Source organism: Amycolatopsis sp. GA6-003 (assembly GCF_046267895.1).
Lineage (GTDB): Bacteria > Actinomycetota > Actinomycetes > Mycobacteriales > Pseudonocardiaceae > Amycolatopsis.
Map to the genome: position 1 here is coordinate 4,948,259 of NZ_CP176499.1, position 21,878 is coordinate 4,970,136.

The 21,878-nt window shown below is 66.7% G+C and carries 16 protein-coding genes and 2 pseudogenes; 5 read left to right on the top strand and 13 right to left on the bottom strand.

The features are described 5' to 3' along the window. Positions 1-11: 11 nt before the first annotated feature. The 6 genes and pseudogenes from F9C12_RS22155 to F9C12_RS22180 form a co-directional block, all read right to left on the bottom strand. Complete coding sequence (locus F9C12_RS22155; protein ID WP_409461706.1) at positions 12-3,725, bottom strand: S8 family peptidase; 3,714 nt, start codon at positions 3,723-3,725, stop codon at positions 12-14. 86 nt (positions 3,726-3,811) lie between these two features. Next, the gene (locus tag F9C12_RS22160) at positions 3,812-4,465 is read right to left on the bottom strand and encodes an alpha/beta fold hydrolase (RefSeq protein ID WP_409461707.1); all 654 of its coding nucleotides are present in this window, start codon (positions 4,463-4,465) and stop codon (positions 3,812-3,814) included. Positions 4,466-5,185: 720 nt separating this feature from the next. Continuing rightward, positions 5,186-5,629 (bottom strand): CRISPR-associated endonuclease Cas2, encoded by a 444-nt coding sequence (gene cas2, locus F9C12_RS22165; protein ID WP_409461708.1) that lies wholly within the window; start codon positions 5,627-5,629, stop codon positions 5,186-5,188. A gap of 6 nt (positions 5,630-5,635) precedes the next feature. Beyond that, positions 5,636-5,987 (bottom strand): annotated as a pseudogene (locus tag F9C12_RS22170) (CRISPR-associated endonuclease Cas1). A 118-nt stretch (positions 5,988-6,105) separates the two neighbouring features. After that, positions 6,106-6,288 (bottom strand): hypothetical protein, encoded by a 183-nt coding sequence (locus F9C12_RS22175; protein WP_409461709.1) that lies wholly within the window; start codon positions 6,286-6,288, stop codon positions 6,106-6,108. A 684-nt stretch (positions 6,289-6,972) separates the two neighbouring features. Further along, on the bottom strand, positions 6,973-7,209 hold the full coding sequence (locus F9C12_RS22180) for a hypothetical protein (protein ID WP_409461710.1): 237 nt from the start codon (positions 7,207-7,209) through the stop codon (positions 6,973-6,975). Between the two features lie 41 nt (positions 7,210-7,250). Between F9C12_RS22180 and F9C12_RS22185 the strand changes: the two genes are divergently transcribed. Continuing rightward, positions 7,251-7,376 carry a hypothetical protein gene (locus F9C12_RS22185; protein ID WP_409461711.1) on the top strand — a complete coding sequence of 42 codons (126 nt, stop codon included), beginning with the start codon at positions 7,251-7,253 and terminating at the stop codon, positions 7,374-7,376. Between the two features lie 97 nt (positions 7,377-7,473). Here F9C12_RS22185 and F9C12_RS22190 read toward each other — a convergent pair. The 5 genes and pseudogenes from F9C12_RS22190 to cas3 all read right to left on the bottom strand — a co-directional run bounded on the left by F9C12_RS22190 (position 7,474) and on the right by cas3 (position 15,288). Beyond that, positions 7,474-7,857: pseudogene (locus F9C12_RS22190) on the bottom strand (CRISPR-associated endonuclease Cas1). Positions 7,858-8,409: 552 nt separating this feature from the next. After that, the gene (gene csb2 / locus F9C12_RS22195) at positions 8,410-9,798 is read right to left on the bottom strand and encodes a type I-U CRISPR-associated protein Csb2 (protein WP_409461712.1); all 1,389 of its coding nucleotides are present in this window, start codon (positions 9,796-9,798) and stop codon (positions 8,410-8,412) included. After that, on the bottom strand, positions 9,795-10,760 hold the full coding sequence (gene cas7u / locus F9C12_RS22200) for a type I-U CRISPR-associated RAMP protein Csb1/Cas7u (protein WP_409461713.1): 966 nt from the start codon (positions 10,758-10,760) through the stop codon (positions 9,795-9,797). Before cas7u ends, csb2 begins: the two co-directional genes overlap by 4 nt. Further along, positions 10,757-12,937, bottom strand: coding sequence for a type I-U CRISPR-associated protein Csx17 (gene csx17 / locus F9C12_RS22205; RefSeq protein ID WP_409461714.1), 2,181 nt, complete (start codon positions 12,935-12,937; stop codon positions 10,757-10,759). Before csx17 ends, cas7u begins: the two co-directional genes overlap by 4 nt. After that, complete coding sequence (gene cas3 / locus F9C12_RS22210) at positions 12,937-15,288, bottom strand: CRISPR-associated helicase Cas3' (protein ID WP_409461715.1); 2,352 nt, start codon at positions 15,286-15,288, stop codon at positions 12,937-12,939. Before cas3 ends, csx17 begins: the two co-directional genes overlap by 1 nt. An 881-nt stretch (positions 15,289-16,169) precedes the next feature. Here cas3 and F9C12_RS22215 point away from each other — a divergent pair. Genes F9C12_RS22215 through F9C12_RS22225 form a run of 3 tightly spaced genes read left to right on the top strand, consistent with a single transcriptional unit; the run spans position 16,170 to position 18,728 of the window. Continuing rightward, complete coding sequence (locus F9C12_RS22215) at positions 16,170-16,703, top strand: SLATT domain-containing protein (protein WP_409461716.1); 534 nt, start codon at positions 16,170-16,172, stop codon at positions 16,701-16,703. After that, on the top strand, positions 16,696-17,559 hold the full coding sequence (locus F9C12_RS22220; RefSeq protein ID WP_409461717.1) for an SMODS domain-containing nucleotidyltransferase: 864 nt from the start codon (positions 16,696-16,698) through the stop codon (positions 17,557-17,559). The genes F9C12_RS22215 and F9C12_RS22220 overlap by 8 nt, the downstream gene beginning before the upstream one ends. Positions 17,560-17,570: 11 nt before the next feature. Next, a complete protein-coding gene (locus F9C12_RS22225) occupies positions 17,571-18,728 on the top strand; it encodes a hypothetical protein (protein ID WP_409461718.1) in 1,158 nt (385 codons plus the stop codon). Positions 18,729-19,210: 482 nt separating this feature from the next. Here the strand turns inward: F9C12_RS22225 and F9C12_RS22230 are convergent, their stop codons facing one another. After that, positions 19,211-19,729 (bottom strand): hypothetical protein, encoded by a 519-nt coding sequence (locus F9C12_RS22230; RefSeq protein ID WP_409461719.1) that lies wholly within the window; start codon positions 19,727-19,729, stop codon positions 19,211-19,213. A 17-nt stretch (positions 19,730-19,746) separates the two neighbouring features. Next, positions 19,747-20,550 carry a NucA/NucB deoxyribonuclease domain-containing protein gene (locus F9C12_RS22235; protein ID WP_409461720.1) on the bottom strand — a complete coding sequence of 268 codons (804 nt, stop codon included), beginning with the start codon at positions 20,548-20,550 and terminating at the stop codon, positions 19,747-19,749. A 500-nt stretch (positions 20,551-21,050) separates the two neighbouring features. Here F9C12_RS22235 and F9C12_RS22240 point away from each other — a divergent pair, with 500 nt between their 5' ends. Beyond that, positions 21,051-21,827, top strand: a complete 777-nt coding sequence (locus F9C12_RS22240; RefSeq protein ID WP_409461721.1) for a Scr1 family TA system antitoxin-like transcriptional regulator — start codon at positions 21,051-21,053, stop codon at positions 21,825-21,827. The last annotated feature ends 51 nt before the right edge of the window (positions 21,828-21,878 follow it).

Below are 21,878 nucleotides of genomic sequence, written 5' to 3' on the forward strand. Positions count from 1 at the left end.
CTGCCTCTTTCTCAGGAGAGCCCGTAGGCGCGGAGCACGGTCTGCCGCACCGCGTTCCCGTCCGCGTCGGAGCCGTGCACGCGCAGCGCGACGAATCCGTTGGTGCGGTCCAGCCGCGGATGGTCGACCACGGCGCGGAACCGGCCGTCGCCGATGCCGTCCACCCGCTTGACGTTCGTCCACGTGCGACCGTCGTCATAGGACACTTCGACGGTCAGCCGCGGATTCTTCGGCGCGGCAAGGCCGTCCTGGTTGCGGACGGTGAACTCGACCGGCAGCGAACGCCCGGCGCGGGCCTTCTGCGCGAGGTCGGTCTGCACGCCGTAATCCACCTGCAGCAACGGAAGCAGCTCCGTTCTGCCTTCGGCGGGCCGCTTCGACCCGAAGGTCCACGACGTTTCGGTGTGCGTCCCGTACGCCCAGTCCGGAGTGGACTTGGTCAGCGACAGGTCGAGCCGGTACTTCGCCGGGTCCGCCGACGCGGGGAACTTGCCCCACGCCGCCGGGCCTTCCTTGACGAGTTTTCCGTCCTGGTACAGCTTCGCGCTCACCTGGTCCGGCACCTCTTCCCAGGCCGACTCGGAGAACGCGTAGTGCGAGGTTTCCGGATCGGCGAATTCGGGAATGCGGAAGGCGAACGTGTCGCCGGTGCGCGAGGTTTCCAGTCCGGCTCCGCGCGGGATCGCCGGGCGGACCACTGGCGCGTACCAGTTTTCCGTCGCCCGCTGTCCGGGGCTGAACGTGCGCGGCCGTTCGAGCATGCCGACCGCCAGCGGCTGGAAAGTGTCCCAGCTGAGTTTGTTGTTCACCCGGTGCTGCCAGATCGTCTCGTCGGTCGAAACGATTTCCTCGCGGGCCGTTCCGGTGTGCGCGTACCGCTGATACTGGTTGATCGCGGTCTTTTCCCACGGCCGCCAGCCGAACCGCTGTTCTGAAAGCCACTCGTCCTTGCCGGTCGCGTGGTAATTCGCGGTGACCGTCGCGCTGTTGCGTTCGCTGACCTGGTGGACGATCTTCTGCGGAATCTGGTCGTGCGTCACCTGCATGATGTCGTACAGGTACGGGCTCACCGGCGTGCCCTGCAGGAACAGGCTCGTGAAGCCGAATTTGGCGCGGTCGGCCAGCTTCATGCCTTGGTCGTTCGTGATCAGCACGGCGGGAATCGGCAGGCGATCGCCGCGTGGCTGCCAGTGCCCGTACGTGTGTTCTTCGGGCAGGCTGACGACCATCACCATCGCGGCGCCCGCGGCAGCGGCCTGTTTCGCCGCGGCATCCGGATCGGTGCCGTCCTTCGCGGGCGTCACCAACGCGATTTTCCCGCGTGCCCTGGCGTATTGCTCCGGCTTGTCGGCGGCGACCGGGACGACGCTGAGCCACTTGAACCCGGAAATCGCCGGGGACGCCGCGTAGTAGAACAGTTCGGTCTTGATTCCGACCCACGGCAACGTGGTCGCGGTCAGCATCGGCGCGGTGAGCTGCCACCGGGTGCCGAATTCGAACGTCCCGTTCTTGACCTTCTGCGTCGGCGTCACGTAGATGTGCCGGACGCCGGGAAATTCCATCACGTAGTTCGTGATCTTGCGCGAACCGAATTCGCGGTGCGCGTAGCTGCTGATGATGTTTTCCAGCGTGGCCGGCCGCGGCGTTTTGATCTCGACCGGCACTGAGTTCCGCGCGTCCATCACCAGGTTCAGGTCGCCGGTGAGGGAGAACTCGGGCTTGAGCACGATCGCGAGTTCCTCGTCCGGAGCCCATCCGGTGTGGAACATCGCGCGGGCGTAGTAGGTGCCCTCCGGCAGTTCGGTGACGAACGGATGGTCGCTCACGACGTCGCCGACGATGTCGTAGCGCATGTCGTCGCCGAAGATCTGGATATCCATCGGATGCGCCTTGCCGTCGCGCCCGACCCCGGTGACGGTCACCTTGTGCTTCGGCGGTTCCTTCACCAAGCCGACCGTCGTGTGCACCGCGCCGACGAGCACGCTGCCGGTGTAGTTGCCGGGCACCAAAGCGGCCGAATCGACGCTGATCGCCACCGTCGCGGTCCCGTTGGCCGGAACCTCCACAGTGGACTTGTCGAGCTTCACCGCTTCACCCGGCGTGGCCCCGTCACCGCGCCGCAAGTCGAGCTTCGGGGTGAGGGTGACCGGCGCGGAAGTCGTGTTGGTGTATGTGATTTCCTTGCGCACCGGACCGCTGTCGTTGGTGACCGGGCCGAGGTTCAGCGTGCCGGTCGCGAAGACGCCGGGACGCACTGCCGCGGCGGCGACGTCCACTCGGCCGCCGCCCTGCTGGAAGGCGTTAAGCTCCGCCGAAGGCTTCGACGTACTGGCCAACCCGTCCTTGAGCTGCTGCGCGGTCCATTGTGGATACCGCTGCGCCAGAATCGCTGCCGCACCAGCGACATGCGGCGTCGCCATCGACGTGCCGGACGCGGCGGTGTAGTACTGGTCCACCACTTCGCCGAGCGAGGTGCCCGCCGCGCGTGCCGCGACAATTCCCACGCCAGGCGCGGTGATGTCCGGCTTGACGGCCTGGTCGCCCTGCCGCGGACCCATGCTGGAGAACGGGGCCAGCTCGTCCTTGCGGTCCACCGCGCCGACGGTCAGCGCGGCGTCCGCGGTTCCGGGCGTGCCGACGGTCGACGCGCCGTTCTGGCCGTCGTTGCCCGCGGCGACCACGAACAGCGCGCCAGTGCGGGCGGTGAGTTCGTTGAGGCCGACGCTGAGATCATCGGTGCCGTCGGTCGCACCGCCGCCGAGGCTCATGTTGATCACCTTGGCTCCGGACGCCGCGGCCCACTCCATCCCTTGCAGGACTTCGGAAGACGAGGCCGTGCCGTCGTCGCCGAGCACCTTGCCGACGTACAGCTTCGCGCCGGGAGCAGCGCCCTTGCGCGTGCCGCCCGCCGCCGCGCCGGTGCCCGCGATGGTCGCCGCGACGTGCGTGCCGTGGCCGAACCGGTCGACGACATCCGGGCTGGTCGAGAAGTTGGCCGACTTGGCGACCTTGCCCGCGAGATCCGGGTGGTTGGGGTCGTAGCCGGTGTCGAGCACGGCCACCGCGACGCCGGATCCGTCGAACCCAGCCGCCCATGCCTCCGGCGCCCCGATCTGCGGGACACTGCGGTCGAGCGACGCGTGCACCTTGCGGTCCAGGGTAATCCGTTCCACCGCGCCGGAAGCCGCGTGCGGACCAGTGAAGGACTGCCAGAACTCGCCGGCGCGCTTCTTGTCCTCGCGCACCGCGCGGCCGTTCACGCTGGGCAGTTCAGCGCCCTGCGTGGTGGCGGCGAGCGCCGGCGCGGACGCGATCGAGACGCCCTTGGCGTAGTGCGCGATCATCGGCACCGTCGGGCTCGACTCGTCGGCGTAGCCCTGCGCGATCAGGTCGGTGACGTTGAACAGGGCTTTGTCGAGGCGGCGGCTCGTCACGAGCGGCATCGCGTCGGCAGGGACGACCAGCAGTTTTCCGTCCACTTCGGACTGGCTGAAGCGGATGTTCTCCCGCCCCTTGCCCGGCTGGACCGTCGCGATCTGCCTGCCGCCCTGGACGCTTTCGACTCGCACGACGTCACCGGTGAGCAAGGTGACCGTGTGCCGCTCACCGGGACCAGGCGCCGGGGAACCGCTCGCGGGCTCGGCCGCCGCGGGCACCGCGTGGCCGAGTGCCGCGACCAGTGCGCCCGTGCAGCCGAGAGTGATGGCTCGTGATCTCCACGTCATCGCACAAGATTCGGGGCGAGCCGGGGTTCACGTCACTAGCTCGCGCTGTCGCGGTTGTGACATGTCGCAACTGGGACAGCGCCTGGTTAGCCAGCCACTGTCGCGTAATAGGCCATTAGGCGGTCCGCCAGTTCGTCCGGTCGGCTCAGCAACGCGAGATGCGAACCGGCCATCTCGTCGGCTTCCAGTCCGAGCCGCTCGCGCGCGACCCGGCGCATCAGGTCCGCGGAGAAGAACCGGTCGTCGCGGAAGATCAACACCTTCGTGGGCACGTCCGGCAGCCGCTCGCCCGGCCACGGCACGCTGTACTCGGCACTGTTCTGGCCCCGGCCGCGCCGCTCGTTCTCCTCGGCCAGCTCCGCCGGAACGTCCGCCATGAACTCTTCGACGGCGCTCAGCCCCTCGTTCGAGGAGAAGCCGACGTTGCTCCACCACTCCCCGGGAGCCTCGCCCGGCGCCGGCACCATCCCGGCGACGAACACGAGCAGCCGCGCGCCGACCCGCTCCGCGACGAGCGGCGCGGTGAATCCGCCGTAGGAATGACCGACCACGACGACGTCTTGCGCGTCGCCGATCGCCGCGACGACGGTGTCGGTGAAGTCGGCCAGCGTGGCCTGCGGGTCCTCGCTGGGCAGGTCCGGGGCCACGACTTCGTGGCCGGATGCTTCGAGCCGCGCGGCGACCAGGTGCCAGTCCCAGCCGCTGCCGCCGCCCCCGTGGATGAGTGCGAAGGTCGCCATGCCGCCTAGCTTGTCATGGCTCGTGAGTGTTCATGCCGGTTAGAGCCGATACCCAATTGGTTACCTACTTGTGACCTGCGAATACTTTGCGACACGGCCGCCTCCGACTGATTGCAGTCGCTCAGTGAGCCTGACGGACGCGGTTGGGACGCTGCCCCGCGTGTCCGGTGGGGAAGCTGGTCGCGTGAGAACGGACGGAGTGTAGTTGGCCAATCGTTCGGACACCTCTGGTCCCCACATTAAGATCCGGCGCTGAGCGCCGGAGGCACCTGCCGTACGGCAACGACCTCAAGACGAACTGCAGCAACGGGCCGCAATGGAGTCCGGTGCCGAGCGCCGGAGGCACTGGTCACCAGTTGGTCCGCGCGCGGCACGGTCAACCCGCCGCAATGGAGTCCGGCGCTGAGCGCCGGAGGCACGCGGCTGGAACACGCGCACGTGGTAGCGGCCCTCGTTGCCGCAATGGAGTCCGGCGACGAGCGCCGGAGGCACGAACCTCCACTCCGCCTCGCCGCGGCGGCCGGTCCGGCCGCAATGGAGTCCGGCGCTGCGCGCCGGAGGCACTACCACCCCTACCTCAAGGAGCGGGGCGTGGTGCTGCCGCAATGGAGTCCGGCGCTGAGTGCCGGAGGCACTCGCCGGTTTCGGGATCGATGTTGTTGCACACGAACCGCCGCAATGGAGTCCGGCGTTGAGCGCCGAAGGCACGGCTCGCCGGTTTCACGGGTCGCGACCTGGGACGCTACCCCAGCCTGCGAGCGGTCTTCGACATACGCCGTGAATCGGCTCTGGGTGAGTCCAGGAAAGTGGTACTCCTGGTCTGACCAGGGCGCGAGCGGTCCCTGGGTGTTGTTTGCGTACTGGACCGCTCGCGGGGTCATACGATTTTGGCGTTGATGTCGGGCAGCGTACGTGGTTTTCCGACGGTGCGGATCGGGGTCGCGGCATGGAGCGCTCGAGGTCGATTTGGATGATGCTGTCCTGGGCCAGCTCGATGACGTTGGTAACGAGTGATTCGAGTTCGGCTCGTTCGGTGAGGGCCAGGTCGCAGAGGAAGACCGAGTATTGGAGGCGTTCACCGTGGTCTTCCATGAATGTGCAGCCTCGTCTGAGCCGCACGGGGTCGGCGATGTCGTAGGCGATCACGTATCGATTCCGGGCCATGGGCTCTCACCTGGTAACCATTGATTTGTACTCAGGGATCTCTCCGACAAGAGCCCCGGCGAGTAGCCGCGCCGGCACATCCATGACACGGCGATAGGAGATGCGGTAGCCGAAGACAGGATGCCGGACTTCGGTGTCGAGGCGGCGCTCGTAGGCGCGGAGGACGGTGCGCCGACCGTCGGCGGTCAGCGAGACGGCACCTGCACGGCGCAGTAAGCCCGAATTGTTGATCAATGGCCGGAACTCTTCGGCGAGATCCAGGGCCAGCGCTGGCCTGCTGTGGTGAACGGTGGTACATACCGGGGTAGGGGTCCAGGCCGACACCGAGCGTGATCGCGACCAGGTCCTTGATCAGCATCGCGTAGCAGAAGGACAGCAGAGCGTTGAGCGGGTCCGTTGGTGGCTGCCGTTGCGTACGAGCTGCGGAATGGAGTCCGGCCTTCAGCGCCGGAGGCACGCCTCCACGTTCCCGAGATTCACAGCGTCGGCGGGCCCGCAATGGAGTTGGCGCACAGCACCGCAGGGTCGAGCATTCCCGTCAGGCCCTTGTTCCCGCAATGGAGTCCGGTGCTGAGCACCGGAAACACGCGCACGATCCGGCTGGCTGTCGCCGGATTCACGTCGCCGCAATAGAGTCCGACGCTGCGCGCCGGAGGCACGCGATCGGGATCCCTACGTGGTCCTCGATCTTCAGCAAGCCGAAATAGAGTCCGGCTCTGAGCACCGGAGGCACGCGGCGTTGCTGGTGATCTCCCAATAGACAAAGCCACCGCAATGGAGTCCGGCGCTCAGCGCCGGAGGCATAAGGCCGCGCCCACCGCCACGGCCAGGGTCGCGAGGATGCCGCAATGGAGTCCGGCGCTGAACGCCGGAGGCACGGTCGACAACGTCTATCGGCCGCTCAAGTCGATGCTGCCGCAATGGAGGCCAGCGCTGAACGCCGGAAGTACTAGATCATCGCGCGCCGCACCGGCTGGGCCCTGCTCTAGCCACAATAGAGTCCAGAGCTTAGCGCCGGAGGCACTCCCCGTTCCTGGCCCACACCCTCCGCATGCACGGGCTGCAATGGAGTCCGGCGCTGAGCACCGGAGGCACGTGTGCAACCACATCACCTATCAGCCGCAGACGTTCTGGTGGCCGCAATGGAGTCCGGCGCTGGGCACCGGAGGCACGGCTCGCTGGTTTTGCGGGTCGCGACCTGGGAGGCTACCCGGTGCTGCGAGCAAGTCGTTGATACGCGTCCTGAAGCGGCGTGAGGCGTGTCCAGGCCGATGCAAGATTCATAGTCTGGCCTGCGCGAGAGTGGTGCCTGGACGTTGAGTGAGTACTGGACCGCTCGCGGTTCATACGATCTTGGCGCTGGGGTCGGGCAGCGTGCAAGGTTTCCCGAGGGTACGGATCGGCGGCGCGGATCGGAGCGGGCCGAGGCCGATGACGTCGGTGACGAGTGATTTGAGTTCCGCTCGTTCGGCGAGGGACAGGCCGCAGAGGAAGACCGAGCGCTGGAGGCATTCGCCGCGGTCTTCCATGAGCACGCAGACTCGTCGGAGCCGCGCAGGGTCCGCGATGTCGTAGGCCATCACGTATCGATGCCGAGCCATTGGCTCTCACCTGGCGATCATTGGCTTACATCCGGGACCTCGCCGACGAGTACACGGGCAAGGAACCGGGCCCGCACGTCCACGACGGGACGGTACGAGATGCGGCAGCCGGAGACCGGATGCCGGTGTCGAGCTGGCGTTCGTAGGCGCGGAGGACGGTGCACAGACCGTCGGCGGTCAGGGAGACGGAACCTGCGCGGCTGAGGAAGCCCGAGTCGTTGATTTTTGCCGTTTCTCAGCAGATCAATCAAGACCGAGTCTGCGATCAGTGGCCGGAACTCGTTCGGCGAGACCGAGGGAGAGTGCAGGTCTGCCGTGGCGCGAACGGTGGTAGATCCCGAGGTAGGGGTCGAGGCCGACACCGAGCGTGATCGCGACCGGGTCCTTCGTCAGCATCGCGGAGCAGAACGACAGCAGGGCGTTGAGCGGGTTCGTCGATGGTCGCCGGTTGCGTCCGAGCTGCGAAAACGTATGGGCGATTTAGTTGGCTACGGAAGTGATCATGACTGGGAAGGCAGCGAAGTACAGCCTCGCCGCGGTGCCTTCGATGCCCAGGAGAGTCGGGAAAGTCTCGGTGAATCGTGCTTGGCCCGCAAGCCGCTTGCGTGACGCTAATGTGGCGTTCATGTCGCCTCACGCATTGCGGCGGAGCAGGGTTCCGGCGTTGAGGATCTTGAGGCACCGCCGACTCCGGATCTTGCCGTAGCCCTTCTTGCCGCAGTGGAGTCCGGCACCGAGCGTCGGAGGCACCGGTCAGCTGACCGACGGGATGAAGCCGTGGCTGCGGCTGCAATGGAGTCCGGCGCTCAGTGCCGGAGCACTCACTCGTCTTCGTCGAGGCGTGCACGGAGGAACGCGATGCCACAATGGATTTCGACGCTCAACGTCGGCGGCACCAATCTTCGACTGAGTGACACCCAGGCAGTGGTTATCGCCCCAATCGAGTCCGGCGTTCAACGCCGGATGCGTCGTGAGTAACCAGCCGCGGTACGCAACCCCACCGGGTCTGCCGCAATAGAGTCCGGCACCAAGCGCCAGAGGAACAGCCAGGCTGGGCAGAGGTGCTACTTCCCGCTAGGCCACCGCAATAGAGTCCGGCGCTAAGCGCCGGAGGGACGCGAGTCACGCAGCCTACTCGACAAGGGACAACGGTAGCAGGTCCCCGATCGCGACTGCTCCTCATAGTTCGGGCTCGAACAAACCGAGCCCGAAGTGGCTCAGGTGTCCCAGTGCCAACGGTCCGGTTATCTCTCGGTTCAACGTTGTGGTGACGAATGCGGACGGTCGGGGACGGTCTGGGGCGGATGGCCGGGTGCGTCTGAACGGAGTCCTGTCTTCCCACACGGTGAGGTTGTTGACGCGCAGGTCGTCGAATCCTCGGTAGCTGAGTTCTCGTTCGATCTCGGCGCGGAGGAATTCTGGCCAGTCTTTGTTCTTCGGGTATCGCGGTGGGGTGAACGGGGTCAGCGAAGTCCAGCGGCGTGATGGCCGGGCTAGTTCCGGGACGATGTCGTGGATGTCGCCGGTGTCGGCGGCGCGGAGAGTGAGGCGCCATTTCTCGTTCATGCCGGTCCTGAGCTGTGTCACGGTGGTCAGCGCGTCGAGTTCGTCTCCGCTGAGACCGGCGGGGATCCAGACCAGCAGTCCGGTCAGGTGACGGCCTTGTGCCAGTGGCAGGTAGTGCGCGTGCTGGTGGTCGTCGCGCGTTTTGGCGCCGGCGGCGGTTTTGCCGCCGAGCAGGCTGTCCGCGGGTTTGGTGCGGCGGTCGCCGAGTTTCCGCAGCGCGGCTTTGCGCAGGAGGTCTGTGTAGATCAGCGTGTCGGCGCGGGGCGGCGGTACGCGCTGTGCGACAGCGAACCGGACGGCGGTGACGGCGGGTTTCAGGAGCCGTCGCCGCGGGCGGGTCGTCCCGGGCGCTTTCTGGTAGCCGGCGAAACGGGTGCCGCGGGGGAACAGCAGCCCGCCCTTGCGGACGTCGACCGGCCGCGCGACCAGCGCCTCCAGGTCGAGGGGACGTGTGGCGGCGAGTACGGCGGTGACCTCGGCGTCGTCGGGAATCGTCTCGGCCGTCTCGACGGGCAGCCAGGCGTCGTGACCAGCCGGTTCCCATTGGTCGGCGAGAGTGGCTTCGCAGATGCTGTCGGCTCGGCCCAGGTATGGCAGGGACGCGGCGAGTTTTGCCAAGGCGTCTCGTTGCGGGCCGGTGAGGTCGAGGCCGCGCCATTGGAGGGCGAGTTCGGCGTCGGGGTCGAGGACGGCGAAGGCGTCCAGGGTCTTGTCGACGCTGGCGGTGGCGGCGGTGTGTTTGCTGTCGGGGTAGTAGTGCCGGGTGTGGGCGATGGTGTGGGCGGGCACGAACACCGCCGGAGGCACAGCGAGCTTGTCCAGGAGCGCGTGCACGACGTGCTCGTCGAGGTCGGGGGCTCGGGTGCACCAGACGGCGTACAGCGCGCGCAGGATCCGCCAGGGCGACGGCGGCAGTTCGACCGCGCCTTCGTTGACGTGGCGTCCCCAAGGGGTGGCGTGGTAGCGGCCCCAGGGGAAGCGCAGGGTGAGGGTGACGGTCATTTCTTCTTGCCTTTGTCGGCCCAGTGCACGGTCAGGGGTTCGCCGGTGCCGAGCACGTCGGCGCATCGGGGCACCAGTTCGGTGATCTTCGCGGTCAGTTCGTCGAGTGCGGGCAGCGGCGGGCTATTGCGGCGGGCCCGTACGTCGCCGTCGAGGTCGAGGTCGCAGGCGGTGCGCAGCCGCAGACCGCCGGACAGCAGGGACCGGATCTCCCACAACGCCACCGTTTCGAGGAGGTCGGTGGCGGGTGCGGGCAGGCCGTAGGAGCGCAGCAGTTCGGTGTCCAGGACGAAGGAGGCGCGGATGCGTTTGGCGGTCCATTCGGTCCGGGCGAACGGGACCGATCCGTAGCCTTCCGCAGTTCCGCCGGCGTCTTCGGAGATCTGGTGGCGGACGCGGTCGGATTTCCGTCCGCCGCTGTCGGCCCGCTCGACGTGGTGGGCTTCGATGACGCCGGAGAGGGCTCGGGGGAATCTGGGCTGGCCCCACCATTCCTTCTGGGCGAAGAACACGCCGTGGATGAGGCAGAACGGGTCCAGTCCGGCGATCGCCGCGGCCATCGCGGACCGGTTGAGCGGGGTGTCTTTGGCCAGGCCGAGCCGGTCGCGGATGAGGTCGAACACGGGCTTGCCGTCCACAGTGGACGCGTGGACGAACGGGGAGGCGAGCCGGTGGGCCTCGAGCCGGCTGGAGGTGAGGAACTCGTCGGTGCCGTTGCGGACCACCCGGATCCAGGGCAGGCCGTTCATGGCGGGCACCGGCTGGTTGCCCGGTTCGTCCCACGCTGTGGCTTCGAGCCGGTTGGCCATCGACTGCACTGATTCGACCAGCAGCGCCGGGACGTCCTGGCCGTCCTCGAACCGGGTGAAGGTCGCCGCGCCGAGGTCGGGGAATCCGGTCGGCTGGAAGGTGCTGCCCAGGATCGGGACGAGATCGGCTTCGTAGGCGATGCGGGTTGTCACGGTGCGGACCTTTCTGGGGTGGGCAGGACGGCGATCCGGTTCAGTGCCCGGATCCGGTCGCGTTCGGTGATGCGGAACAGCAGTACGGCGGCCAGTCGGTCGCCGCTGATGCGGGTGTCGGGCGGCGGTAGCACCTGGGGAATGCCGGTGATCGTCAGGCGGCGGGCCGCGTCGTCGAGCACGTCGGCGACGCGTCCCGCGATGAGCCGGGCGGGCCAGGCGTTGCCGGGACGAAGCCGCACCCGCGTCGTGGTGCCGTCGTCGCCAGGCAGTTCCAGGGGCGCGGTCGATGCGAAAGGCAGCAGGTAGTTGATGGCACCGACGAGGAATCCGGGCTCGAAGGGAGGCAGGCGAAAGTCGGTTCCGGCCCAGTCGACGGTGACCAGTCCGGCCAGCAGATCGGCGATCCTCGGCTCGTCGAGGTAACCGGCGAGCAGCGCCTGCGCGTCCGAGGGCCGGGCGAACATGCCCTGACCGAACGAGATCCTGGCACCGCGCACCGCCGGGAACGGAGCTGCGTTGTCGGGTTCGTCGGGGCGGGGCATCGAGCGACGCCGCGCCAGTAACGCCAACGCTGGGACGAGTCCCGCGCCGAGCGAGACCGCGCTGGGACGGCCTGACCACACCGGCCGTCGGCGCGGGCCGGCAGTGACCGGGAACAGCAGGGGGCGCAGTCCGCCGAGCGTCGGGCAGTCGGTGCCGGGATCCCGTGCGGTCGCGAGCGCGAGCGCCACCCGCAGGTCCGGATCGTCGGGCAGGGCGCGTCGCAGTTCGTCGGCGATGGCCCGGCCGTGGGGAAGGACCAGCGGCGACACGAACCGGCGGGTTCGCCCCGCACGGGCGGCCGTCTCATGGCATCGCCCGAGGGCAGCGAACACGGCGACCAGGTCGGCCGCGTTTCCGGTCTTCGCGTGGGCGAACAGCGCCTGCTCGACGCCGCGAACCCGGGCGGCGAGCGTGTTGCTCGCCGAACTGCGCAGCGCGTCCAGCCACGGATCAAGCCTGGCGAGCAGTCCGACCGGCCTCCGTGTCCTCGGGATGACGATGGCTCCGGCGGGAACGGCAAGCGGGTTCTGGCCATGCCGGTCGACGAACGCGTGCCGCTGGAAAGCGGTGATTCTCCGGTCCACGCCGAGATTCGCGGCGGCGCGGACGAAGTCGAGCGCCGACCGTGCCGGTTTCGCCCGCCACTGCGCTTTGCCCTCGCCGAGCAATGCCACCAGTTCCGGCAGACGGGTCGGCTCGGCCCATTCCGGGGCCAAGAACTCGCCGAGCACCGATTCCCCCGGCGCAGCCGTCGCGAATCCGCTGGCCGAGCCCTGCACCTGGAACGGCAGCGCCGCGCCCGCGTAGTCGGCACCGTGGCGACGGACCACCGCGGAGGCGAACAACAGCGTTCCCTCCACCGTCATCAGGAACGCCCAAGGGTTGACGAACCCTTTGTCGTCCGCCTTCTCCAGCGGCGACGACTGGATGCCACCGGCGCGGCCCGGGTCGAACTGCCCGACCGCGTCCCGCAGATACGGTGCTGATTCGTCTCCGGTGAGCAGTGCAGTCAGCCAGCCGCGGCTGCGCCGGTCGCCTGTGATCGTCCGGACCCGGGCCAGATAGGTGACCGAGAGGTCCTGGCGGCCGAAGTTCCCGCCGGTGCCCAGCAACCGGCTGAACGCGACGTCCGTATCGCCGGTCAGTGCCGTCGCGGCGTCCAGCCAGGCCAGCGCGTCGTCCGGGAACTCGTTGCGGCACAACTGCAGCACGTCACGCTTGCGGGCGGGGTCCCACAGGGCGTCGTTCTTGCCGCCCCATCCCCGTTGCCGTCCTCGTGCGACCACCCGGTCCGCTGCTTCGACAGCGTCGCGCAGAGCGGCCAGACGGGGTTCGCGCGACGTACGCACCCAGTCCAGCGCGGCTTCAGCGGTGGTGTTCTTGCCGTTGCCCGCGAACCCCGAGCCGGCGTTCCACGGCGACACGATCGCCTCCGGCTCGAACCGCTCGTCCAGCACCGCCACGAGCGCCTCGACGGTCGGCACCGTACTGCGCAAAACGAACGTGCCACGTCGCCAATAGCCCGCCGCCTCGTCGTCGACACATCGCGTCACGGCCCGCAAGATCCCCAAGCCGGACAGGTATCCGGCCAGCGGTGTCGTCTGGCAGCCCGGCAAGACGAGATCCGGCATCACGCGCCTCCCTTGGCGCTTGCCCGGCCGTCCGCGGCACGGACGAGAGCTTCGCAGAACGCGAGCCGGAACGGCCCGAGATCCGCCCGGTCCCGCAGCCTCAAGGCCCGGTCGGTCAGCGAGCCGACGCCGAGCCGGATCGCGGCCAGCGACAGGGCCCGCTCCTCCAGACGCGTCCCGCTCGGCAGGTCGGTCGCCGCTGTCACGGAACCTTCCCGAACACCCATCACGGTGTCTCGCGGCTCGTCTTCGAAGGCACGCACGGTCAGCCGCGCCTTTCCGTGATGCGCCAACGCGAGATATGCGACGAGGTCGCGCTCCGCCACGCCGTCCAGCAGCCCGGTGTCCGGGTCGAGCAGCAGCAACGCGCTGACCAGTTCGTGCCGGAAATGCCGCGGATCGTGACGCAGCGGCGTCCGGCTGGGCGACTTCGCCCACACGATGCCGGTCGTCGGCGGCGGGGCGGCCGGGTTGGCCTTTTCCAGCGAGGCGATGAACGTGGGGTGGGCCTTGCCGAGGTCGTGGTAGCGCGCGGCCAGCGCGATCGCCTCGCGCACGTCCTGTCCGAGGTCAGGGTTCAAGTCGTCGAGCAGCGTGCGGGCGGCCTGCTCGGTGTCGGAGAGATGCTCGGCCAGGCCGACCCAGGCTTGTCCGCCCGACTCGGGGTCGCGGTCCAGTCCTTCCGGCCCGGACTTCTGCTTTTCCGCGACGGGCTCGACGGGGTCGACCGGGCTTGTGCTCTTCGGATCGAATCCGGTCCGGGTTGTGTAGCCGCCGCGCGCGGCGGCCAACACCAGCAGCGCGGTCGGGCGGACATCGTCCTCGCGGGCGATACGCCAGACACCGTCACGTTGGTCGAGCACCACCGCTGTGCCCGCCGACGCCAAGCGCTTGACCGCACCCACTGGCGCCGGACACAGTTCCTCGCGCAGCGGTGCCGACATCGTCGGCCACCCGTCATCCGACAGATCGCGCCAGGCGACCGACACCGTCCGGTCGTCGGCGTCGCGGATGAACGGGCTGACGTCGATGTCGTTGCCGGACAAGTCCGGCGCGGTGTCGAACAAACTGATCAGGTCGCGCCGACGCAGCACCGGATGCAGCTGGTCGCGCTCGACGACGTCCTGCGCCGCGAGTTCTGCCCCTGTCAGGCTGCGTCCTTCCAGACTGCGCAACTGGCGCACGGAGGCGTCGACATCGTCGGAATCGTAGGGCAGGTACATGTCCCGGCCTTGCGGTGGCACCAGCCACAACAACCGAGCCGCTTGGCTCTCCCCATACCGATTGCATCGGCCCGCGCGCTGGACCAGGGAAGACCACGGTGCCGCCTCCGTCACCAGCGTCTCGGACGTGACGTCGACTCCCGCCTCCAACACCTGCGTGCTGACCACGATCACTCCCGGCTCGCCCGGATCCGCGAGCGCATCCTCGACATGTCCTCGCCGATCCCCGGGACGGAACCGCGAATGCAGCAGCACCAACCGCGCCACCGGTGCCGCCTCTCGCAGTTCGGCGAACACCGCGGCGGCCCGGTCAACCGTGTTCACCACGACCAGCGTCCGGGTCCCCGCTCGATGTTCGGCCAGCACCCGCTCGGCCAGCACCCGCGGATAACGCCGCCCGTCCGGGTCGCCCAGCCGAAGCTCGGCCACCGCCCGCGTCGCATCCAGCCTCTTCCGCAAACCCTCGTCACGATCGTCGCTTCCCAGTTCGACAACCGACAAATCCCGGGCGAAGTCCGGCGTCCGCAAACGCTCGGGATCCAGCGTCGCCGACATCCACATCGACCGACACGGCAACGCGGTGCCGAACCTGTCCCGAAGTCCCTGCAACTGCAACGACGTCGGCAACCCGGGCCCCATCAACTGCACCTCGTCGAACACGAACTGCACCCCGGCATGCAGCAACCCGAAACTGCGCGGCCATCGCGACCGCGCCTCCCCGAAGCCCCGCATCAGCAGCCGCGACAGCACCATGTCCTGCGTGCCCACGAAAACCCGATCACGCACTGGATCGGACGTCCACTCCAGAGCCTCGGAATCCTCCCCGCCCATCAGCGCGTGCACACCGATCGGCAACCCCAGCCGCTCAACCCACTCCCGAACCCGCGCAAGAGTCTGCTCGACCAGCACCCGCTGCGGCAGCACGAACACCAGCCACCGCGGAGCGGTATCAGGATCCACCTGACGCCGGTACATCCATGGCAGCACCGCCGCCAGTGTCTTCCCCGTACCAGTCGGGACTCGCAGCACGTCTGGAAGCCCTTGCTCCGCCAGTCGCACCTGGTACGGATACGGACTCATCCCACCCGTCGCCGCCGCGACGAAGCCTTCAAAACTCTTGACCGTCACAGCCGATTCCTTCCCGGCCTTCGCCGATCGTCGGCGGCACACCGCCGTGCAGACAGTCGAGAACTGCCCCCGCCGCTCTCACAGCGCAGGCGGGCGGGGCAACGTGGGACTTCTGTCCCCTGCCCGCCAGCACACCAGCGCCGACCGCAGCCGCAGCCGTCACCGTGAGACACCCGACGGTGTCACCAATCGCATTGACGCTGGAACTCACTGTGGTCACCCGGTGCACTGTAGGGCAGGGGTCCGACAATTTCCGGCGCGATAACTCGCCGCCGACCGGCGTCCTCTCAACCGTGTGCGCGTAACCAGAAACGAACCTTCCACCCTGGCCATGCGGCGAAGATCCTGGAGCGCAGGCGCAGGCGCAGGCGCAGGCGGCTCATGGTGCAAGAGAGCGCAAAGCGTTCAGAAGACGATAACGTGGCTGGGGGTACCCCGCCCCAGCCGAAGCGCGCTGAGAGCCGACGCGAACAGGACTGTCCTATGATCGATGTCGAGCCGACGCGAATGCGGGTCGGCCATCTTCTCGTTACGCGTCGTGACCCGGCAATGGAGTCCAGCGTTCAGTGCCGGAGGCGCGGCTAGCCGGTTTGCGGATCGTGGCATCAGGTTTTCCCAGGCCACGAGCGGTCGTCGGTACGGGTCCTGAACCGGCTTGTGTGCGGCCGGGCAAAGGTGAGATTCGTGGTTGCCGTCTGGGCTCTAGCTGTGCGCTGTCGAGTGTCGTTCGGTTTCGGTGCAACGTCTGTCGTAACGAGAGGATGCCGAATGGCGACCACTGTGTGCGGCAGTTCCTGGTGTCGCGACAGGCGGGGCGCTGGTCACCCTTTGGTGTGACGTGTGACCCCTGGGCACGATTCTGCTGGGGGTAGCGTCAGGTGGTGGAAGACTCGGAGTCTGGGCGGCGGCAGGCGATGGCCGAGGAGTTCAGTCGGCTGGAAGAGTCCGCCATGTACAGCGCTCAGAATCAGTTTGAGCAGGCGAAGCAGTGGCGTGGCATCAATCTGGTGCTCGGGTTGCCGGCAAGCGTGCTGGCAGCAGTGTCGGGTGCGACCGCGCTGGCGTCGACAGCTGGACGTTTCTGGGCGGGTCTGCTCGCGCTGGGCGCTGCCGCGTTCGGCGCAGTGTTGACGACGGTCAACGCGAGCCATCGCACGAATCAGGCATCGTCAGCGGCGAATGCTTATCTGGAGATCCAAACCGCCGCGCGCCAGGCGCGGTTGCTGGACTTGCCTGTCACCGACCTTGATGAGATGCGTGCCGCTCTCGCGGAGATCACGGCCCGGCGGGACGAGCAGAACAAGACCGCCGAGCCCCCGAATCGGTGGGCGCGGAGCCGGGCGCAGAAGAACATCACCACAGGGGGCCAAATCTACGAGGTGGACTCGACCGGGACGGGAGCGCGACATGGCTAGAACCGTTGCTCAGGGCTTCGATGTGTTTCTTGAACGGCTCACGCCGCTGGCGTCGCAGCGGGCCGCCGCGGCCGCGCACCGTTCCCGAGTGGAAACCTCATTGAAGAAGTCCCTATCGGTGCTGGCGATGCGTGAAACCGGCTCGTTCCACCACGGCACCGGCGTTCGAAACTACAGCGATGTCGATGTTCTCGTCAGCATCGGCAACACCAAACCTGGCACCTCCGACACGGCCCTGAACTGGGTGAAGAGCGCACTGTCGACCTCATTCCCTGCAACGACCGTGCGGATCAGCCGTCCTGCGGTCGTCGTTGAGTTCGCCGGAGGCGAGGAGACGTGGGAAGTCATCCCGGGGTTCCTCAAGTCATCCGATCCGTCGCCGCTGTATGACATCCCAGGGCCGTCGAGCGGGTGGATCGAATCGGCGCCGACCGTGCACCTGGACTACGTCAACGAATGCAACCAAAAGAACGGTGTCCAAGGCGCTGCCAAGAAGCTGGCACGATTGATCAAAGCGTGGAAATACTACTGCAACGTGCCCGTCTCGTCGTTCTATCTGGAGATGCGGGCCGCACAGCACATGGCGACCCAGTCCGGGTTCATCGCCGTGTGGGACGTCTGTCTACTCCTGGAATCGCTACAGGACAACGGCCTGTCAGCGATGAACGACCCCAAGGGCCGCACCGGGCGTTTCCATCCCTGCTCCTCTGACTACCGCAAGACCGACGCGCTCTCCAAGCTCTCCACCGCCGCCATCAGGGCGCGTAAAGCCCTCGACGCGTACCAAAACGACAAGTTCGAGGACGCGTTCCACTACCTCGACCTCCTCTTCGGCGGGCAGTTCCCCGCACGCTAAGGGAGGCAGCCGTGCTGGACTCGGAAGGTGCACGGGCTCGCTGGCCACGCGTGCCTGAAAACGTCTCAACGATTGTTCATCGGCAGTTGGCAGCGTTGACCGCCGAGCCTCCTGCGCTTGGTGCTTCCGGGAGGTCTGGACGCCGGCTGTCGTTGGATCAGCGGTTCCAGCCGCAGCTTCTGTTGCTGGTGCTCGAAGACATTCTTGGCTCTCGCAATCTAGGGCGGTCGGAGAAGACGGCCTGGGAAGTCCACTTCGGATACGGCGGGACATTGTGTGTGGCGGCGTTCCGCAAGTACGGCCTGCGACTGGAGGCGTACACCAACGGAATGCCCGATCGGACGCTAGATTCTCTGCTTCTTGAGTTAGCAGAACTTCTTGCTACGGCCGTGAAGCTGGTTGAGCGGCACGTGTTTCAGGACTTCATCTCCGACCAAGTCAAAGCTGGTGCGGTCGGCGTGGTGAACCAATACGGCCGCCTACGCGGTATGTACAGGCACTTTCGCGAACTCACCGAAGCCGCGCACAACGGCGACGGTCAACTGACCAGCCTGCCGTCCAGCAGCGGCGGTCTTTGGCTGTTGGCCGCGCAAACCGAGGGCTTTTACACCACCGTCGCGATGGTCAACGCCTACTTCAGCTACCTCGAACACCTCTTCGTCCTCATGCTTCCCTTCTCCGGCTTCGACGCATCCAAGGAAGACCTTGTCTCTTTCCTCAAGGGCAAATTGGGCGACAAGTTCAAACGGGTCATCCCCCTGGCCGGCAATAGCGACGCCCAGAAGTTCTATGACCGGCTCCGCAGCATCGCCGAGGAGTTCCGCAACACCCACGTCCACGGCGGGTTCGACAAAAGGCACGGTGGACTCATAGTCCTGTGCGCCGGCGGAGCGCTTCGCGCAGACATCGCAACCCGACGCGGAGGGCCGTACTACGAATTGGTCCCCGTCGATGAAGGCGAGTTCGAGCATGTATGCGCGATTTTCGATGAGTTCGACGCCTGGATCGCACCGACTCGCGGCCACCGGTGGGCAGTCGCCGGCCTCACTGTCGCCTTCGACCCAGCATCCGTCGCCACCTACGCCGACGCTGCCGACGATGCCGCCTTCGACAACCTCCTCAAACGCACCTCCTACATGGAAGAACGCAACGCCAACATGGACTGGTAGCGCACCGCCATTGCCGAGGTAGATAGGGATGCCAGTAAATAAGTGCATACGAGGGTGGCTATCGTGACCAGTCTGGCCCATCGGCAGCTTGCGGCAAGGCGGATTGAGCTGCGTCGCTGCTCGAGCAAAGGGGTCAGTGGGAGGTCGTCCTTAAAGCGACGGGTCATCGACGTCCGGGATGACGATGCGAATGGCCCCCGCTGCTCATAGGCATTGCGTCTGATCTCGTAATCTCGCGCAGGCGTCGCATACAACCCGGTGAGAGAGTCGGTACCTGATTTCGGGCCTCGCCCCCGCTAGGAGCAGGCCGCACCGACTTCGCCCGCATCACCGACGCCGACTACCAATCGTTCGTCACCATTTTACGGCCGGCGAGGACATCGTCGCCACACCAGGGACGTACCCAGACCGCAGACCCGCCGGGTTGCCTTCTTCCGGGCCGGTACAGCGGAGAACGTGCCTTTAGGCCGCGCGGCTTGGCGTCACGGTCGCGGCCACTGTGCCCGGATTTCCTGCCCATGCTTGTCCGACTGCTTGTAGACCGCTTCGGGTGCTTCGGGTGCCGGCCACGCGGAGATCCGGTAGGTCTCGACGGGCTCTTCGGCGTTGTGGTGGGCGGCGATGTCGCGGCCGCGGGCGTGCACACGTAGGCGGTAGGAGCCCGGTCCTGCGTGAGCCAGTTCGGGAAGGCCCGGAGGAGGGTCTTCCCCCCTGCCATGCACGACGAGTTCCCCGTCTTCCGAATCCACCGACACCTCGGCGACTTCGTCCCAGTCGTCGGTCTCGACCAAGCCAGGCGCGGTGTCGAGCAGCTGCACTGCCACATTGACCCAGCCGTTAGCGATGCCGGTGAGGACAACCGCCCCGCTGAAATCCGCCCCCACGAGACCGTTGGACGCGGCAAGGCCCGGGGCCGGGCTCGGACCGCTCCAGTCCGTGATGACGAAGTGCCCGTAACTCATGTACAGGCCCGCGGTCGCTGTCCTCACCGGCTTGTTCACGCGCCCTCCTGGCTCCGCTACACGATGGTTACCCAAAACGGGTCGAGATTGAGCACTCGCTCTTCGTCATAGAAGTCTGATAAGGCACTGCCGCCCTGCTGGTTTTGCCACGAGTTGATCATCTCGACGTCGTACGGCCCGAACGCCGCGCCTTCCCACGTCGATGCGAAAGGATACTCATCACAGTCCTTCCCCTCCGGCCGGGGAAGGCTGTCGGGGCACGCCACGGCCCTGTTGCGGTCCTTGACCACATCTTCGGTCGCGCGCTGGAGCGGCGTGCCGCCACGGGCACCGGGCAGACCTTTCGCCTGCGCCTTCTGGATGTGCTTCGCCAGCTCAGGGTAGGGGCCGTCGAGGCGGTAGAACATCTCCGGCGTCACAGCCGACAGGACACAGCCGGCACCCCTGCCGGGAAGCATGTTGTCGCAGCGGGCCGCCGGGGTTGGCCCGCTGTTGGAGACCGAGTTCACCCAGCCCGGGTTGGTGAATGTGGTTTCGGCGTTCAGGATGCCGCTCCCGACGTCGCCGGGCTGGTATGTGGTCGACTCGCCGACCACGTAGTCCTCCCAGATTCCGCGCTCGAGGACGGCCATCGTGGGGTAGTTCTGGCGGGTCACCCTGCAGTCGCCCTCGCACCAGCCGCGCCCGGTCACCGTGGTCCCCAGCGAGGATCCCCAGACGTTGGCGAACGTTTGCGTTGCCTCGTACTGCCAATCGATCAAGTCCGGGTCAGAGTGGACGTATCCGACCTGAGCGACATCTATGCCGCCGGTAATCGCCCCGGTCTCCACGTCGAACGAATCGATGTGCCATGGGCTCATTCCGCAGGCATCGTGCCTTCTCGTGATCAGCTCGTAGGCGCACCAGTCAGGGAAATTCGCAACATGCCCAGAGCTTGAGCTGTTTTCGGGTGACCGCTGAGAAATGCAGGCAATGGTCCCCTTGGTGCCAGCGATATGATTTCTGATTTTCTCTTTAATTACCCGGCAGTCGTCGAGAGTGCTGAGGGTGTATGGCTGTGAAACCTGAGGGGTTCGGTTGGCGACTAACCCAGGTCTCGACGCGACAGCGTCGGAAGCCGGTGCCGCGCCCGCGGTGCCAGACTGCAGGGACGAGAACATGAGAAGTGCTGATAAGCAGGCCGTAGTGACTCGACCGAGCCGAGCGGAAGATCGTCGTCTTCGTCGCGATTGCACACTTTCTCGCACGCGCTAATCCTTTCGAGCATATTTCTCGAATTGATCCTCGGGAAATCGGCCTCGAATTGCGGGCAGCCCGCGGCAACAAGTGGAAAGGCAGAGAACTGGCCCGCACAATCGGCGTGAATCCAGCATTGCTGCACAACTGGGAACACGGAGAGCGCACCCCGCCGCTGGTCGACGTCGGCTGCATCGTGGGCACGCTCGGCATCGTCGGCGAGCACAAGGAACGGATTCTCGAACTGGCGCGGCTCGCCGACACGGACTCGATCCTTCTCGGCCGCCGCGGCCAGCCGCACCACGTCGGGACCGCAGCCGTGTGCGCGCGAGCGGCGGCCGAGATCGTGGACTGGCACCCGACGCTCATGCCGGACATCCTGCAAACACCGAGTTACGCCCGCGCCGTGGCCAAATACGTCCTCCCGGAACGAACAACGGCCTCCGATCTGCATGCGCGTTTCAATGAGAACACCAGTCACCTGAGAAAGATCGGCATCAATGCCTACGTCGGCGAATACGCACTCGTCTGCCCCGTCGGCGACCCGGACGTTGACGTCGTCATGAGGCAACTTCATCACCTGATCAAGCTTCAACGAGATTGCCGCGACGTCACCGTTCGCATCGTGCCCGCGAACGCCCATGCCCACTTAGGACATTCGGGTGCGTTCACGGTCTTCCGAACCCAAAGTGTCGACCACTTGATCGTCCACCGATCCCACGGATACAGCGGCTCGTTCACGCTCGACGAAGACGGTTCCTATGCCGACGCCGACAGTCAGCTCAGCAAGATAGCTTGCACTGCGGAGGACTCTGCACGAGTCATCATCCGGCGTATTAAGCAGCTTCACTTGGCAAGGTCTACCAGGCACAGCGCCAGTGCCGGCAACTACCGGGCATGACCTCGTGGGTGCAGGCCGGAATGCATCCCACCGCTTGGGGCCTCGAAAAGG